Annotated in this window: 13 protein-coding genes; 7 read left to right on the forward strand and 6 right to left on the reverse strand. The window is 71.9% G+C overall.

Going from position 1 to position 14,905, the window contains the following annotated elements; all coding sequences use genetic code 11:
* Positions 1-181 precede the first annotated feature (181 nt).
* Positions 182-1,936: an aa3-type cytochrome oxidase subunit I gene (ctaD, locus tag OHQ87_RS19040; RefSeq protein ID WP_328339653.1), complete on the reverse strand. Its 1,755-nt coding sequence runs from the start codon at positions 1,934-1,936 to the stop codon at positions 182-184.
* A 137-nt stretch (positions 1,937-2,073) separates the two neighbouring features.
* The gene (locus OHQ87_RS19045) at positions 2,074-3,180 is read right to left on the reverse strand and encodes an FAD-dependent monooxygenase (protein ID WP_328339655.1); all 1,107 of its coding nucleotides are present in this window, start codon (positions 3,178-3,180) and stop codon (positions 2,074-2,076) included.
* A gap of 197 nt (positions 3,181-3,377) precedes the next feature.
* Between OHQ87_RS19045 and OHQ87_RS19050 the strand changes: the two genes are divergently transcribed.
* Together OHQ87_RS19050 and OHQ87_RS19055 are read left to right on the forward strand one after the other, a co-directional pair.
* Positions 3,378-4,157 carry an IclR family transcriptional regulator gene (locus OHQ87_RS19050; RefSeq protein WP_328339657.1) on the forward strand — a complete coding sequence of 260 codons (780 nt, stop codon included), beginning with the start codon at positions 3,378-3,380 and terminating at the stop codon, positions 4,155-4,157.
* Positions 4,158-4,312: 155 nt separating this feature from the next.
* Entirely contained in the window at positions 4,313-5,440 is a 1,128-nt protein-coding gene (locus OHQ87_RS19055) for a GH12 family glycosyl hydrolase domain-containing protein (RefSeq protein ID WP_328339659.1), read from the forward strand.
* Between the two features lie 87 nt (positions 5,441-5,527).
* Here the strand turns inward: OHQ87_RS19055 and OHQ87_RS19060 are convergent, their stop codons facing one another.
* Complete coding sequence (locus OHQ87_RS19060; protein WP_328339661.1) at positions 5,528-6,310, reverse strand: aldo/keto reductase; 783 nt, start codon at positions 6,308-6,310, stop codon at positions 5,528-5,530.
* A gap of 163 nt (positions 6,311-6,473) precedes the next feature.
* Here OHQ87_RS19060 and OHQ87_RS19065 point away from each other — a divergent pair, with 163 nt between their 5' ends.
* On the forward strand, positions 6,474-7,661 hold the full coding sequence (locus tag OHQ87_RS19065) for a threonine synthase (protein WP_328339662.1): 1,188 nt from the start codon (positions 6,474-6,476) through the stop codon (positions 7,659-7,661).
* Between the two features lie 117 nt (positions 7,662-7,778).
* Here the strand turns inward: OHQ87_RS19065 and OHQ87_RS19070 are convergent, their stop codons facing one another.
* Entirely contained in the window at positions 7,779-8,171 is a 393-nt protein-coding gene (locus OHQ87_RS19070; protein ID WP_328339663.1) for a cupin domain-containing protein, read from the reverse strand.
* A 295-nt stretch (positions 8,172-8,466) separates the two neighbouring features.
* Between OHQ87_RS19070 and OHQ87_RS19075 the strand changes: the two genes are divergently transcribed.
* Positions 8,467-9,234, forward strand: coding sequence for a response regulator transcription factor (locus OHQ87_RS19075; protein ID WP_328339664.1), 768 nt, complete (start codon positions 8,467-8,469; stop codon positions 9,232-9,234).
* Positions 9,235-9,289: 55 nt separating this feature from the next.
* Here the strand turns inward: OHQ87_RS19075 and OHQ87_RS19080 are convergent, their stop codons facing one another.
* Positions 9,290-10,657 (reverse strand): cellulose binding domain-containing protein, encoded by a 1,368-nt coding sequence (locus tag OHQ87_RS19080; protein WP_328339665.1) that lies wholly within the window; start codon positions 10,655-10,657, stop codon positions 9,290-9,292.
* Positions 10,658-10,853: 196 nt separating this feature from the next.
* Between OHQ87_RS19080 and OHQ87_RS19085 the strand changes: the two genes are divergently transcribed.
* Positions 10,854-11,951, forward strand: a complete 1,098-nt coding sequence (locus OHQ87_RS19085; RefSeq protein ID WP_328339666.1) for a beta family protein — start codon at positions 10,854-10,856, stop codon at positions 11,949-11,951.
* 5 nt (positions 11,952-11,956) lie between these two features.
* Here the strand turns inward: OHQ87_RS19085 and OHQ87_RS19090 are convergent, their stop codons facing one another.
* On the reverse strand, positions 11,957-12,238 hold the full coding sequence (locus tag OHQ87_RS19090; protein WP_328339668.1) for a HesB/IscA family protein: 282 nt from the start codon (positions 12,236-12,238) through the stop codon (positions 11,957-11,959).
* A gap of 230 nt (positions 12,239-12,468) precedes the next feature.
* Here OHQ87_RS19090 and OHQ87_RS19095 point away from each other — a divergent pair, with 230 nt between their 5' ends.
* Complete coding sequence (locus OHQ87_RS19095; protein WP_328339670.1) at positions 12,469-13,194, forward strand: MIP/aquaporin family protein; 726 nt, start codon at positions 12,469-12,471, stop codon at positions 13,192-13,194.
* A gap of 98 nt (positions 13,195-13,292) precedes the next feature.
* The gene (gene dacB / locus OHQ87_RS19100; RefSeq protein WP_328339672.1) at positions 13,293-14,876 is read left to right on the forward strand and encodes a D-alanyl-D-alanine carboxypeptidase/D-alanyl-D-alanine endopeptidase; all 1,584 of its coding nucleotides are present in this window, start codon (positions 13,293-13,295) and stop codon (positions 14,874-14,876) included.
* Positions 14,877-14,905 lie beyond the last annotated feature (29 nt).

Raw genomic sequence — 14,905 nt, forward strand, 5'->3', positions numbered from 1 at the left:
GGCAGTAACCGTCGCTGCGACTGCGACTGAGCCCGGGGCCGGGGCCGGAGGCCGGAGGCCGGGGCCGGAGGCTTTGACGAACGACAACGGTGGATGGACGGCGCAGCCCGGCCCGGAATGCCGACGGGCGTCGCACCCGGAGTGGGGGTGCGACGCCCGTCGGCATTGTGCGTGCGCGGCGTCAGCGCTGGTCGAGGTTCCCGGACTTGTCCTCCTGGTAGCTGGCGCCACCATTGACCTCGCTGGTCAGCGGCTTGGCACCACCCTCCGGCGGGCCGGCGAGGCTGCCGGCGGCCAACTCGGGGAACTTCGCGTCGAACGCCGGGCGCTCCGAACGGATCCGGGGCATCCGGTCGAAGTTGCGCAGCGGCGGCGGGGAGCTCGTCGCCCACTCCAGCGAGTTGCCGTGGCCCCACGGGTCGTCCACCTCGACGACCGGCCCGGTCTTGTACGACTTCCAGCAGTTCCAGATGAACGGCAGGGTCGAGATACCGGTGATGAACGCGCCGACCGTGGAGATCATGTTCAGCGTGGTGAAGCCGTCGCTGGGCAGGTAGTCGGCGTACCGCCGGGGCATGCCCTCGGCCCCGAGCCAGTGCTGCACCAGGAAGGTGGTGTGGAAGCCGATCATCGTCAGCCAGAAGTGGATCTTGCCCAGCCGCTCGTCGAGCATCCGGCCGAACATCTTCGGGAACCAGAAGTAGATGCCACCGAAGACGGCGAACACGATCGTGCCGAAGAGCACGTAGTGGAAGTGCGCCACCACGAAGTAGTTGTCGTGCAGGTGGAAGTCGAGCGGCGGGCTGGCCAGCAGCACCCCGGTCAGACCGCCGAAGAGGAAGGTCACCAGGAAGCCGATCGCGAAGAGCATCGGCGTCTCGAAGGTGATCTGACCCCGCCACATGGTGCCGATCCAGTTGAAGAACTTCATCCCGGTCGGTACGGCGATCAGGTAGCTCAGGAAGCTGAAGAACGGCAGCAGCACCTGGCCGGTGGCGAACATGTGGTGCGCCCAGACACTCATCGACAGTGCGGCGATGGCGATGGTGGCGGCGACGAGCCCCTTGTAACCGAAGATCGGCTTGCGGGAGAAGACCGGGATGATCTCGGTGATGATGCCGAAGAACGGCAGCGCGATGATGTAGACCTCGGGGTGACCGAAGAACCAGAAGAGGTGCTGCCACAGCATCGGGCCGCCGGTGGCCGGGTCGTACACGTGGGCGCCGAGCAGCCGGTCCGCGGCGAGCGCGAAGAGCGCGGCGGCCAGCAGCGGGAAGACCAGGATCGCCAGCAGGCTGGTGACCAGCATGTTCCACGTGAAGATCGGCATCCGGAACATGGTCATGCCGGGCGCGCGCAGGGTCAGGATGGTGGTGATCAGGTTGACCGCACCGAGGATGGTGCCCAGACCGGAGATGGCCAGGCCGACCACCCACATGTTCGCGCCGACGCCCGGCGAGTGCTCGATGGTGCTCAGCGGGGTGTAGGCGGTCCAGCCGAAGTCGGCGGCCCCACCCGGGCTGATGAAGCCGGCGGTCGCCATGGTGCCGCCGAACAGGTACAGCCAGTAGGCGAAGGCGTTCAGCCGGGGGAACGAGACGTCGGGAGCGCCGATCTGCAACGGCACGACGTAGTTGGCGAACGCGAACACGATCGGCGTCGCGAAGAACAGCAGCATGATCGTGCCGTGCATCGTGAACAGCTGGTTGTACTGCTCCGGCGACAGGAACTGCATGCCCGGTCGCGCCAGCTCGGCTCGCATGATCAGGGCCATCAGGCCACCGATCATGAAGAACACGAACGCGGTGACCATGTACATGATCCCGATCTGCTTCGCGTCCGTGGTGCGCAGCAGCCGCGCGATGGCCGACCCCTTGACCGGCTCTCGGACCGGCCATGGCCGGGTCACGACCGGCTTGGGTGCGACGGTGGTCACGAATGGCCTCCGGTTCTCGGTTGTCCCGCTCGGCACGCGCTGTCAGCTGCGGGCCGTCATCCGAAAGGATGTTAGTCCCCGGTAGGTGGCAGCACCGCTCGGGGTGCTCTGGCACCATGTTCGGCCGCCCGGCACCCCTACAGCGGGTCCACCAGGAGCCGGTAGTGCTCGCCGAAGATCCGCCCGCCCCGCCCGCGTAGCAACGGGTCGCGCAGCGCCGGCGGCACGTCGCGGGTGCGGTTGCGGTCCCGGGTCCGGTCCCGCACCCATCGGGTACGCGGGCGACGGCGACTCTCGTACGCCACCAGGGCCGCCTCGACGCTGCCGGCGGCCCGGAGCGACTCGGCGAGCACCACCGCGTCCTCCAGCGCCATCGCGATCCCCTGGGCCAGGGTCGGCGCGGTGGCGTGCGCGGCGTCGCCGACCAGCAGCACCCGCCCCCGGTGCCAACGGCCCAGCTCGACCTCGTCGGTGAGCCCGACCTGGACGTCGCGCCAGGCGGCCAGCACCGCCGGGACCGGCCCGCCGTAACCGCCGAAGAGTTCGTGCAGCCGGGCGACCGGGTCGGCCGGGGCGACCGTACCGGCCTCGTCGGCGTAACAGTAGAGCCGACCGGCACCCAGCGGCACCACCAGGAAGCCGGCGCGGCGGCCGAGCAGGGCCGTCCAGTCGGCGACGTGCGGACCGTCGCGCACCACACCCCGGTAGAGCACCTGACCGGCGGGACGGGGCGGACCGCCGAGCGCGGCCAGGGCGCGGACCGCCGAGCGGGGGCCGTCGGCACCGATCACCAGGTCGTACTCGCCGCCGGTGCCGTCGGTGAAGGTGACCGCGACCCCGGCCGGCAACAGCTCGACGCTGCTCACCTCGGCACCGTGTCGGACCGCGCCTCCCGCACCGCTGAGCAGCACCTGGTAGAGGTCGCGGCGGGGCAGTGCCCGGCACTCGCCGACCCCGGCCCAGAGCGCGTCGAGGTCCACCTCGCAGAGCGGGTCACCGGCGGCGTCGAGGAAGCGCTGACGGTGGATCACCTGTCCGAGTGGGCGGACCGGCCCGTCGAGGTCCAGTGCACGCAGCGCCCTTGCGGCGTTGCCGGGGAGATACAGACCGGTGTCGGTCAGCTCGTTGGGTGGGAGTTTCTCGGTGACGTCCGGCCGGAAACCTGCCAGCCGCAGGGCCCGGGCGACAGCCAGACCGGCGATGCCCGCGCCGACGACGAGGATGCGCAGGGGAGAGCCACCCATGGTGGTGTACGCCTCCGGAGGGGATCGGCACGCGGTGAAGGCAAGACACTACTCCGCGCGATGAGAGCACACCAGAGCCGATGATCCCGACACCCGCCGCACTCCAGACTGGACAGAAAGTTGTTCAGCGCGCTGAACACCGTTCGCTCGAAGCACACCCATCGGCCGGATGCCGCTCGTCTCACTACAGTGACGGCGTGACGACGGATGAGTCATACCGGTCGGTCAAGTCGGCAGGGCGGGCGCTGGACGTGCTGGAGGCGCTGGCCGACCCGGACGGTCCCCGGTCACCGGTGGAGCTGAGCCGCGCGCTGGGCATCCCGAAGAGCAGCCTGCACGCCATCCTGCGGACCCTGCTGGACCGCGACTGGGTGGCCGTCGACCCGACCGGGACCCGGTTCTCGGTGGGCCTGCGGGCGCTGGAGGTCGGTGCGACGTTCCTCGCCGGCGCGGACGCCGCCGCCCTCTACGAGGTGACCCTGGACCGACTCGCCGAGTACTCCGGCGAGACGGTCCAGCTCTACCGTCTCGACCGCGGTTCGGTGGTACTGCTGGCCCGGCGGGACTCGGCGCACATCGTCCGGCCGGTCTGCGCGGTGGGGCGTCGGCTGCCCGCGCACGCCACCGCGGCCGGCAAGGCGCTGCTCGCCGCCCGGACCGACGAGGAGGTCGACCGGCTGCTCCAGTGGCCGCTGCCGGCGGTCACCGGGCGGACGGTCACCACGCCGGAGACGCTCCGCGCCGAGCTGGCCGCCGTGCGGCGGCGGGGCTGGGCCGAGGAGTGGGAGGAGTGCAGCCCGGGGCTGGCGGCGGTGGCGGTGGCCGTACCGCTGCGGGAGCCGGCGGTGGACGCGATCGCGGTGGCCGCTCCGGTGGCCCGGCTGGGGCCGGAGGCGCGGACCCGGCTGGCGGCGGTGCTGCGCGAGGCGGCGACCCAGGCCCGCACGGCCCGCGCCCTGCTCTCACTCAACCCATAGAACAAGGTTCGCGTACGTGGACGCAATCGGGTGCCAGCTTAACCGGTTCAGTTGCACACTAGTTTCATGTGTGTAAATGTGATGAGGACCATGGGAGCGCTCCCGGTCACATCCGATACAGGTCCGGCGCCCCCGCGCCGCAGCCAAGGAGCATCATGAAGCGTCCATTGCGGGCACTCGTCGCCGCCGGCCTCCTGGCCGCCGGTTCGATCTTCGCCGTCGCGTTCGGCGGCACCGCCTCCGCCGACACCCTGATCTGTGAGCAGTACGGCTCGACAGTCATCGGCGGCAAGTACGTGGTCCAGAACAACCGCTGGGGCACCACCGCCCAGCAGTGCATCAACGTCACCGGCAGCGGCTTCAACATCACCACCCAGAACGGCTCCGCGCCGACGAACGGTGCGCCGGTCTCGTACCCGTCGATCTTCGTCGGCTGCCACTACACCAACTGCTCGCCGGGGACCAACCTGCCGGCCCAGGTGAAGTCGATAAGCAGCGCCCCCGGCAGCATCTCCTTCAACTACGTCGGTGGCGCGATCTACGACGCCGCCTACGACATCTGGCTCGACCCGTCGCCCAAGCGGGACGGGGTCAACGCGATGGAGATCATGATCTGGTTCAACCGGCAGGGTTCGATCCAGCCGATCGGCTCGCCGGTGGGCAACGTCAACATCGCGGGCCGCAGCTGGGAGGTGTGGCGCGGCAACAACGGCGGCAACAACGTCATCTCGTACGTCGCGCCGTCGGCGATCCAGAGCATGAGCTTCAACGTGCTGGACTTCATCGCGGACACCCGCAACCGGGGCGCGATCACCAACGACTGGTACCTGACCAGCATCCAGGCCGGCTTCGAGCCCTGGCAGGGCGGCGCCGGGCTGGCCGTCACCAACTTCTCCCAGACCGTCAACACCGGCGGCAGCAACCCGCCGCCCACCACCGCCCCGCCCACCAACCCCCCGGGCAACGGCGGCTGCGCGGTGAAGTACACGTCGAACTCGTGGAACAACGGCTTCACCGCCGACGTGACGGTCACCAACCGGGGCTCCGGCACCGTCAACGGCTGGACCCTGACCTACAACCTGCCCGCCGGGCAGCAGGTCACCAGCTCCTGGAACGCCAACGTCACGCAGAGCGGGTCCGCGGTGACCGCGCGCAACGCCAGTCACAACGGCACCCTCTCCCCCGGTGGCACCGCGACCTTCGGCTACCAGGGCTCGCTGAACGGCACGTACTCGGCGCCGACCAGCTTCTCGCTCAACGGCGTCGCCTGCTCGCGCGCCTGAGCTCACCACCCACCACCCCGCCGGGGGGCGTGACCCGTCGGGTCACGCCCCCCGCACCGTCTCCGGCCTGGCCCGGACCACGCGGGGTCAGGCCCCCAGGGCGTCGATGTCCCGCATCTCCTCGGCGGTCAGGGAGAAGTCCCAGATGTCGGCGTTGGCGCGGATGCGTTCCGGGGTGACCGACTTCGGAATCACGACGGTCTCGTGGTCGACGTGCCAGCGCAGCACCACCTGGGCCGGGGAGACGTCGTGCGCGGCGGCGATCCGGGTCAGCACCGGATCGGCCAGGTCACTGGTCTTGAACGGGCTGTAGCCCTCCAACACGATCCCCCGGTCCCGGTGCTCGGCGTGCCGCTGCCTGTCGTACAGCGACGGGCTCCAGCGGATCTGGTTGACCGCCGGGTTCTCCTCGGTCGCCTGGATCAGCTCGTCGAGCTGCGCGGTGGCGTAGTTGCTCACCCCCACCGCCCGGGTCAGGTTCTCGTCCCGGGCGGCCAGCAGTTCGCGCCACATCGGGATGCTGTCCGACGGCGACGACGGCGGCCAGTGGATCAGCCACAGGTCGACGTGGTCGGTGTCCAACGCCCGCAGACTCGCCTCGATCGTCTCGCGTTCCCGACCGACCCGGTCCGGCGGCAGTTTCGTGGTGATGAAGAGGTCCTCCCGGCGCAGTCCGCTCTCCCGGACCGCCCGACCCACCTCCGCCTCGTTGCCGTACATGGTGGCGGTGTCGATGTGCCGGTAACCGGCGTCCAGGGCGGCCAGCACGGCGTCGTACCCGGCCTGGCCGGTCGCCTGCCAGGTGCCGAAGCCGAGCAGCGGCATGCGTACGTCGCCGGGGAGCAGGGCGGTGGGTTGGTCGAGGTCCATGCCGACCGTTCTACCCCTGATCGGAGCGGACATGCCGGGTGAGCGGCGAACCCCGGCGAGCGGCGAACCCGGGCGGGTTCGTGCCGGCGAGCGGCGAACCCGGACGGATTGCCGGAGAATGCCGGTGTGCCGAGCACCGACCGGGCCGACGGCGAGGAGCATCGTGTACCTGACCCACCTGGAGTGTCCCCGCTGCGGCCGGGAGCACGACGCCGGCCGGCTCACCAACCTCTGTGACTGCGGCTCGCCGCTGCTGGCCCGCTACGACCTGCCGGCGGTGGCCGCCGCGGTGACCCCGGAGCGGTTCGGGTTACGCCCGGCCGACCTGTGGCGCTACCGGGAGGTGCTGCCGGTCGCCGACGAGCGGCACGTCACCACGTTGGGTGAGGGGTGGACGCCGCTGTGGCGCGCCCCGGCCTACGGCCACGAGATCGGCATCGACGACCTGATCGTCAAGGACGAGGGGTTGACCCCGACCGGGTCGTTCAAGGCGCGGGGTGCGGCCGTCGGCGTGAGTCGGGCCCGGGAGCTGGGCGTACGGCGGATCGCCATGCCCACCAACGGCAATGCCGGGGCCGCCTGGGCGACGTACGCGGCGCGGGCCGGAATGACCTCGACCATCGTGATGCCGCTGGACGCCCCGGCCATCTGCCGCCGCGAGTGCGTGGCCGCCGGAGCGGATCTGCGCCTGGTGGACGGGTTGATCGGCGACGCCGGGCGCTGGGTGGCCGAGCTGGTGGCCGGCGCGGACGGCGCGATCTTCGACGCCGGCACGCTGCGCGAGCCGTACCGGCTGGAGGGCAAGAAGACGATGGGATACGAGATCGTCGAGCAGCTCGGTTGGCAGGTGCCCGACGTGATCGTCTACCCGACCGGTGGCGGGGTGGGCCTGATCGGCATCCACAAGGCCCTGCACGAGCTGCGGGAGCTGGGCTGGGTGGGCGACAAACTGCCCCGGCTGGTGGCGGTGCAGTCGACCGGCTGTGCACCGATCGTCCGGGCGTTCGCCGCCGGCGAGGAACGGGCCCGGCCCTGGGTCGACGCGCACACGGTGGCGTTCGGGATCACCGTGCCGGCCCCGCTCGGCGACGAGCTGGTCCTGACCGCGCTGCGGGAGAGCAGTGGGACGGCACTCGCCGTCGACGACTCGGAGATCCTGGCCGACCTGCGGGAGTTCGCCGTCCGGGAGGGCCTGTTGCTCTGCCCGGAGGGAGCCGCCTGCCTGACCGCCGCCCGGCAGTTGCGGGCCGGCGGCTGGATCCGGGCCGGTGAGCGGGTGGTGGTGCTGAACACCGGTTCGGGGTTGAAGTACCCGGAGACGGTGGACGTCGCCGACGTACCCGTGCGGTGACTGTCGACGCCCCGCTGACCCGGTGGAACGCGCGGGATGGGTCCGTCGGTCGCCGCAGGGACCCCTGCCCACGCGCGGGGCGCGGAACAGGGGTCGCCGTCCGTACGGCGGCACGGGTCAGGACGTCGGCGGTTCGTCCCGGCCGGCTGCCTCCGCCGCGTCGGCCTCCTCCTTGGTCCGGTGCACCGCCTGGTCGGCGTGCTCCGGCGGGCCGTAGACGGTGTAGAGGACCAACGGGTTGGGGCCGGTGTTGACGAAGTTGTGCTTCGTCCCGGCCGGCACCACCACCAGGTCTCCCTGGGCTACCTCCCGGGTCTCCCCACCGACCCGGGCCTCGCCGGTGCCGCTGACGAAGGTCAGGATCTGGTCGATCCCGTCGTGCACCTCCTCGCCGATCTCACCGCCCGGCGGAATGGTCATGATCACCAATTGGGTCTGCTCGCCGGTCCAGAGCACCCGGCGGAAGTCCGGGCTCTTCTCGGCGACCGTCGCGATCGTGAAATGCTCCATGGCCCGTTCATACCCGCAACGGCAGCAGATCACGCCGGGACGTGCGGATGGTGGAATTCCCCACCCCGGTGAGGTTTGCGGGCCGCCGGAACGGGCAACAAGCGCTCCAAGGCCGGCGCGGCTACCGCCCCGGTCGAACCAGGTCCCCGCTGGCGTACCGCCGGATGGCTGCGATGGTGGGAGACGGTCGGAGCGCGGCGACGGACGACCAGCGGGTCGTACGGCGCCGTGCGCCCGTCTCCGCCCCCCGGTGGTGGCCGACGGCCCGGCCCCCGCCCAGGGCTAGCCTGCTGGGGTGGCCCGACTGCTGCTCGTCGAGGACGACCTGACCATCCGCACCCCGCTGGTCCGGGCGTTGCGCGACCGGGGGCACGCGGTGGCCGCCGCGTCGACCGCGATGGAGGGGCTGCGGCACACCCTCGACGACCGGCCCGACCTCGTCGTGCTCGACCTCGGGCTGCCCGACCTGGACGGCGGCGAGCTGTTGCGGATGTTGCGCGCGGTCAGCACCGTACCGGTGATCGTGGCGACCGCCCGGGACGACGAACGGGAGATCGTCCGGCTGCTCGACGCCGGTGCGGACGACTACGTGGTCAAACCGTTCACCGCCGTCCAGCTCGACGCCCGGATCCGGGCGGTGCTGCGCCGGGGCGGTCCCGACCGGCCCGACGGCGAACCCGTGCTGGTGCTCGGCGGGCTGCGCGTCGACCCGCGCGCCCGACAGGTCACCCTGGACGACGTGCCGGTGGAGCTCACCCCACGCGAGTTCGACCTGCTGCACCACCTCGCCGCCCGGCCCGGCACTGTGGTGACCAAACGGGAGCTGCTCACCGAGGTCTGGCGGATTCCCTACGGCGGGGCGGACAAGACAGTCGACGTGCACCTGTCCTGGCTGCGCCGCAAGCTCGGGGAAAGCGCCCAACAGCCGCGCTACCTGCACACCGTCCGCGGGGTCGGGGTCCGGCTCACCCCGCCCGGCGACGACCACCCCGGGCCGGGCGACGACCATCACGAGCCGGGCGACGACCACGGCGGGCACGGCGGCGACCGGGACGACGACTGAGCCGTGACCGGCCCGGCACCAGCGGTGTCGGGCCGGTCACCCGCTCACCGGCGGTTCAGCGGACGGTGCAGGTCAGCACCGTCGGGGGCTGGTTGTCGCCGGTGACGACCAACCCCCAACTGGTGGTCGCACCGGGGCTCAGGCTCCCGTTGTAGCTGGCGTTGGTCGCGGTGACCTGCCGGCCGGTCTGGCTGACCGTGGCGCTCCAGGACGAAGCGACCTGCTGGGCGCCGGCGAAGGTGAGCGCGGTGGTCCAGCCGGCGATGGCGGTGGCGCCGACGTTGCGGACGGTCACCTCGGCCTGGAAGCCACCCGACCAGGAGCCGGTCACCCGGTAGCCGGCCGAGCAGCCGGTCACCGGTGCCGGCGTGCCAGTAGGGGTGCCGGTCGGCGTCGCGGTGGGAGTGGCAGTCGGCGTGCCGGTCGGGGTCGCGGTGGGGGTGGCAGTCGGGGTGCCGGTCGGGGTCGGGGTGGGGCCGTCAGAGGTGGTGTAGTCGACCCGGGTGTACGCCGCCGAGCACGTCCCGCCGCAGGAGGCGGGCAGCGCGAACCGGTAGACCCGTCCGTCGTTGATCAGCGTGCCGGCCGCGTCGCGTACCCGGATCTGGAAGTCGGTGCCCCCGGCGGCGGTCGCCCCGATCAGGTAGGACTGCCCCATGTCGCTGTTCATGGTGGCGGCCGTCCACACCCCACCGGCCAGGTACTCCACCCCGTGGATGCCGTTGGCCAGGTGCGACACGGCAATCGCCGGCCAGTACCGCTGCGCGCCCTTCATGAAGCCGATCCGAATGTCGCCGGAGTAGTTCGGCGCGGGCACGAACGACCAGGAGACGTGCCTGTTGTTCCAGTGGTCGGGGTTCAGGTCCCCCACCGGCGTCCCGTTCCTGACGAACCGGTTGAGCGAGGCGGTGGAGAGGTCCAGGTGGTACGGATCGTCGCGGCACCAGGCGTTGCCGTCACCGCAACTGTCCGCCACCACCATGGTCAGGGTCGCGCCGTTGTAGGCGTCGGCGGCCCACGAGCCGTTGCGGCAGAACGGCTGGCCGGGCGCGCCGTCGTTGACGCCGGTGCACCGGTCGCCGATGGTGACCCGGACGAACCGACCGCAGTTGAGGCCGTTGTTCCACAGCCCGATCTTCGCCGCCTGGCTGGCCGGGATCGGCCGCATCGGGTAGGACGAGTAGTCGCCGGGCAGGTCGTAGGCGTTGAGCGCGACGAAGTCCGGCGCGTCCAACTCCGCCTGGGGCAGGCCGCAGCCGCCGTACGGGGCGCCGAGGGCGTCGAAGTGGGTGGCGTTGCCGGTGACCGGGGTGTTCGGCTCGGGTACCGCGCGGGCCCGGGCGGGCAGCGGAGCGGCAAGCAGTAGCACGGCGGCGGCGGTCAACGCCGCGAGCAGGCCGGCACGGTGACGTGACGATGTCATCAGGGGGTACGCCTTCCGGGCAGCATGGAGCGGGGACGGTGGTCTTCGGATGCCCTTCCACGCCCGGCGTACGCCCACCCATGGCATCACCGGCACCGACCACTGTCAATGCCCGATGTGGACCCACCACCGCTTTCCAGCGCAAGGATTGCGGTCAACCCCTGTGACGGTGGCGGTCGGCTCGGTAGATTGAGGTATGGTGCCCGCCCCCGGGGGTCGGGTGGCGGAACCGGTCTACCGCCCCGTCCTCACCAGCAGACGCGGTGAGCTGGAGGCGCTGGTTCATCTGGACAGCGCCACGGCTCCCCTGGTCGCCCCGGTCCTCCACGTGTCCCCGACCGACACCGGCCTGCTCGGTCTACCCGGCCTGCTCGGCCGGCTGCCCGCCGGATTGGTGCCGGCCGTCGACGTCTGCGCGCTTCCCGACGGCCCGGACGGCGAGCTGGCCCGGTGGGGCGTACCGGTGCTGCCGGTGATCGGGTTGAGTTGCGGCGACCGGCGGTTGGCGGAGCACGGTGCGGCTTGTCGCGCGTACGACCGGGGGGCGGTGGTCCGACTACGGGTCGGCCGGGACCGGGCCGGTCCGGACGCCACCACGACGGCGGTGGAGCGGGTGTGGCGGCGGGCCGGGCTGGTCCCGGAGCAGTGCGATCTGCTGGTCGACGCCGGTGACGTGTGCTGTGCCGCCGACCTGCGGGTGGCCGAGCCCCGGGTGCGCCGGCTGGTGGACTGGGCCTGCCGGCACGCCTGGCGCACGGTGACCGTGGCTTCCGGCGGGATGCCGCCGTCGCTGTCCCGGCTGCGGATCGACGAGCCGATCCGGGTGGACCGGTGGGACTGGCTGTTCTGGCGTCGGCTGGCCGACCTGGGGGTGGGCTACGGCGACTACGGGGTGGTCCCCGCCCCACCGGGCGACGCCGAGCCGGGCGACCGGCTGCCCACGGTGCGGTACACCGCCGAGGACGGGTGGTGGATCTACCGCTGGTCGCGGCGGGGCGGCCGGGGCGACGAACGGTTCGCCGACCTGTGCCGCACGCTGGTCACCGCACCACACTGGCCGCCCGCCGGGGCGGACTTCTCCTGGGGTGACCACGAGTTGCTGCGACGGGCCCGCCGGGTGACCGGCGCGGGCTCACCGGCGAACTGGACGGCGTGGAGCACGTCGCACCACCTGGCGCACGTGCTGGCGGCGTTGACCGGACCGGTCGACAGGCGTCGTCCGGGCCCGTCACCGGGCGGCGAGGACGGGTTCACCCGCCCGCACCGGGGCGGCGAGCACCGGTGGTCCCGCTGAAGGGGTCACTCCTGCTCGGTGAAGCCGAACTGCACCACGCCCTCGTCGTCGACGGAGGCGTCCACCGAGGTGTCGTTGAGCAGTTCGGCGGCCTCCGGGTCGAGGAAGATGCGGGCCCCCTCGGTGTCGACGACCTGGTCGCCCTGCGCCGGCACGGGCACCAGCTCGATGGTGAGCGCGCCGGCCTCGGTGTCGGCGGCGATCCGCAGCCCACCGTCCTGGGCGACGTCCTGCTGGGCTGCGAGGTCACGGATCACGAGCACGGCGTTGTCGGTCATGGTGAGCATGATGGGACTCCTCGGGATTCTCGGGATCGGAACGTCGCGCGACGACAGCTGCGCGCTCCCTGCGGCGAACCGGTGCTCGCCGGGCGATACGGGGCGGCTTCGCGCGGCCCCTCCCCACCCACCGTGCCCGCTGCCCGGGGGTTCGTCAAATAGAGCGGGGTCTGTCGACCCGCGCACCGGACATTCCCGTTTCCGCTTCCCGGCGCCTCGATCCTTCCTACGCTGAGCGCATGGACGCTGCCAGGAGGTACGCCGCCGAACTGCTCGGCACCCTCATGCTGGTCTTCATCGGGGTAGGCAGCGCGGTCTTCGCCCAGGTGCAGGGCGGAGTGGTGGTCGTGGCGCTGGCCTTCGGGTTCGTCCTGCTGGCACTGGTGTACACGCTCGGCCCCCTCTCCGGCAGCCACCTCAATCCGGCGGTGACGCTCGGGGTGCTGCTCTCCGGCAAGATCTCCCTGATCGGCGCGGTGGCGTACTGGATCGCGCAGTTCGTGGGGGCGACGGTGGCCGGCTTCGCCCTCTGGGGGCTGGTCCGCTGGGGCGGCGTGGCGGACCAGACCGGGGTGCTGGGCACCAACGGCTACGGGGTGCACGTCAACCGGGGCGGCGCGGCGGTACTGGAGGTCATCCTGACGTTCCTGTTCGTGCTGGTGGTGCTGGTGGTGACGAGTCGGGTCGAGCACGCCGGTTTCGCCGGCCTGGCGATCGGGTCGGCGCTGGCGGCGGTGCTCCTGGTGGGGCTCACCCTGGACGGCACCTCGGTCAACCCGGCCCGGTCGTTCGGCCCGGCCGTGTTCGAGGGCGGCACGGCGCTGCGGCAACTGTGGGTGTTCATCGTCTTCCCACTGCTCGGCGGGGCACTGGCCGCGCTGGTCGCCCCCCTGCTGCTGAAGCAGAGCCCACGTTTCCGGGGCGAACCCGAGGCGCCCGAACCGGCCGCGCCGACCCCCACCTGACCGCGACCGGCCCGACCGCGCGGGACCACCCCGGCATGAGAAGAAAACCTACGGTGTCGAGGCTTGCCTGACGGAAATCTTCGTGACAGCGTCACCGCATGCATCGTCGTCTCTTTTCCCGGACGCTCGCGCTGGTGGCGCTGGTCGCCACCGTGGCTGCCGCCGGTGCGCTCCCGGCCACCGCCGAGTCGCCCACCCCGGCGGCCACCCGGCTGCGCGCCACCATCGACGCCGTCCTCGCCGACGCCCGGCTCACCGGGGCGCAGGCCGGGGTGGTCGTGATGGACACCAGCACCGGTCAGACCCTCTACGACCGCAACGGCGACCACCGGCTGGTGCCGGCCTCCAACACCAAGCTGCTGACCTCGACGGCGGCCCTGGCGCTGCTCGGCCCCGGGCACCGGTTCGGCACCGACGTGCTCACCGACGGCCGACGCCGGGCCGGGCTCGTCTCCGGCAACCTCTACCTGCGCGGCGGCGGCGACCCGACGATGCTGGCCGCCGACTACGACGCACTGGCCGCGCAGGTCGCCGCCGACGGGGTACGCATGGTGACCGGTCAGCTGGTCGCCGACGACACCCGTTACGACGACACCCGGCTCGGCACGCAGTGGGCCTGGGACGACGAGTCGTACTACTACGCGGCGCAGGTCTCCGCGTTGACCGTGGCGCCGGACACCGACTACGACGCGGGCACCGTGATCGTGCGGGCCGCCCCGGCGGGCACGGTCGGGGCGAAGCCGGTGGTCACCATGACCCCGCCCAACGGGTACCTGCGGATCGACAACCGGGCCGAGACGGTCGCCGACGGCGAGACGACGCTGTCGTTCGAGCGGACGCACGGCGGCAACACCATCGTGGTCACCGGCCGGATCGCGGTCGGCGGGGCACCGGCCAGCGACTGGATGACCGTCTGGGAGCCCACCGGCTACGCCGCCGCCGTCTTCCGCGACGCGCTGCGCCGGCACGGGGTACGGGTGCTCGGCCGGACCGTGCCCGGCCGGGCCACCCCGGCGGACGCCACGCCGGTGGCCCGGCACGACTCGATGCCCCTGGCCGAGCTGATGGTGCCCTTCCTCAAGTTGTCCAACAACGGGCACGCCGAGGTGCTGACCAAGGAGATCGGGCGGGTCGTCTCCGGCTCCGGCAGCTGGCCGGCGGGGCTCACCGCGATCAGCGAGTACGTCGCCGACACCGGAGTGGACACCGGCGTCCTACGCCAACTCGACGGCTCCGGGCTGTCCCGACGCAACCTGATCCCGCCCGGCGAGTTCGTCGCCCTGCTCGCCGCCGTCCGCCGGGAACCCTGGTTCGACACCTGGTACGCGGCCCTGCCGATCGCCGGCAACGCCGACCGGATGGTCGGTGGCACCCTACGCAGCCGGATGCGCGGCACGGCGGCGGCGGACAACGTGCACGCCAAGACCGGCAGCCTGACCGGGGTGTCCGGTCTCTCCGGCTACGTCACCGACGCCGACGGCCGGGTGCTGGCCTTCTCGGTGGTGTTCAACAACCACCTCACCTCGTCGGTCAAGGAGCTGGAGGACCAGATCGCCATCGCGTTGGCCAGCTACCGCGCGGGGGACGGCGGATCGGCGCGGGCGACGCCGCCGGTGGCCCCGGAGGCACCACGGATACCCGAGGGTCGGGAGTGTTCCTGGGTCAAGCCGATCGTCTGCTGACCCCGCCCGGCCCCGGACGAACCGGTCCG

The sequence above is a fragment of the Micromonospora sp. NBC_00421 genome, from assembly GCF_036017915.1.
Taxonomy (GTDB): Bacteria; Actinomycetota; Actinomycetes; order Mycobacteriales; family Micromonosporaceae; genus Micromonospora.

What these genes read in the sequence shown, in the direction of transcription:
- OHQ87_RS19045 (WP_328339655.1), bottom strand. Translation starts at nt 3,180, where the DNA reads ATGGGTGGCTCTCCCCTGCGCATCCTCGTCGTCGGCGCGGGCATCGCC.
- OHQ87_RS19055 (WP_328339659.1), top strand. Translation starts at nt 4,313, where the DNA reads ATGAAGCGTCCATTGCGGGCACTCGTCGCCGCCGGCCTCCTGGCCGCC.
- OHQ87_RS19060 (WP_328339661.1), bottom strand. Translation starts at nt 6,310, where the DNA reads ATGGACCTCGACCAACCCACCGCCCTGCTCCCCGGCGACGTACGCATG.
- OHQ87_RS19070 (WP_328339663.1), bottom strand. Translation starts at nt 8,171, where the DNA reads ATGGAGCATTTCACGATCGCGACGGTCGCCGAGAAGAGCCCGGACTTC.
- OHQ87_RS19080 (WP_328339665.1), bottom strand. Translation starts at nt 10,657, where the DNA reads ATGACATCGTCACGTCACCGTGCCGGCCTGCTCGCGGCGTTGACCGCC.
- OHQ87_RS19085 (WP_328339666.1), top strand. Translation starts at nt 10,854, where the DNA reads ATGGTGCCCGCCCCCGGGGGTCGGGTGGCGGAACCGGTCTACCGCCCC.
- OHQ87_RS19090 (WP_328339668.1), bottom strand. Translation starts at nt 12,238, where the DNA reads ATGCTCACCATGACCGACAACGCCGTGCTCGTGATCCGTGACCTCGCA.
- OHQ87_RS19095 (WP_328339670.1), top strand. Translation starts at nt 12,469, where the DNA reads ATGGACGCTGCCAGGAGGTACGCCGCCGAACTGCTCGGCACCCTCATG.
- dacB (WP_328339672.1), top strand. Translation starts at nt 13,293, where the DNA reads ATGCATCGTCGTCTCTTTTCCCGGACGCTCGCGCTGGTGGCGCTGGTC.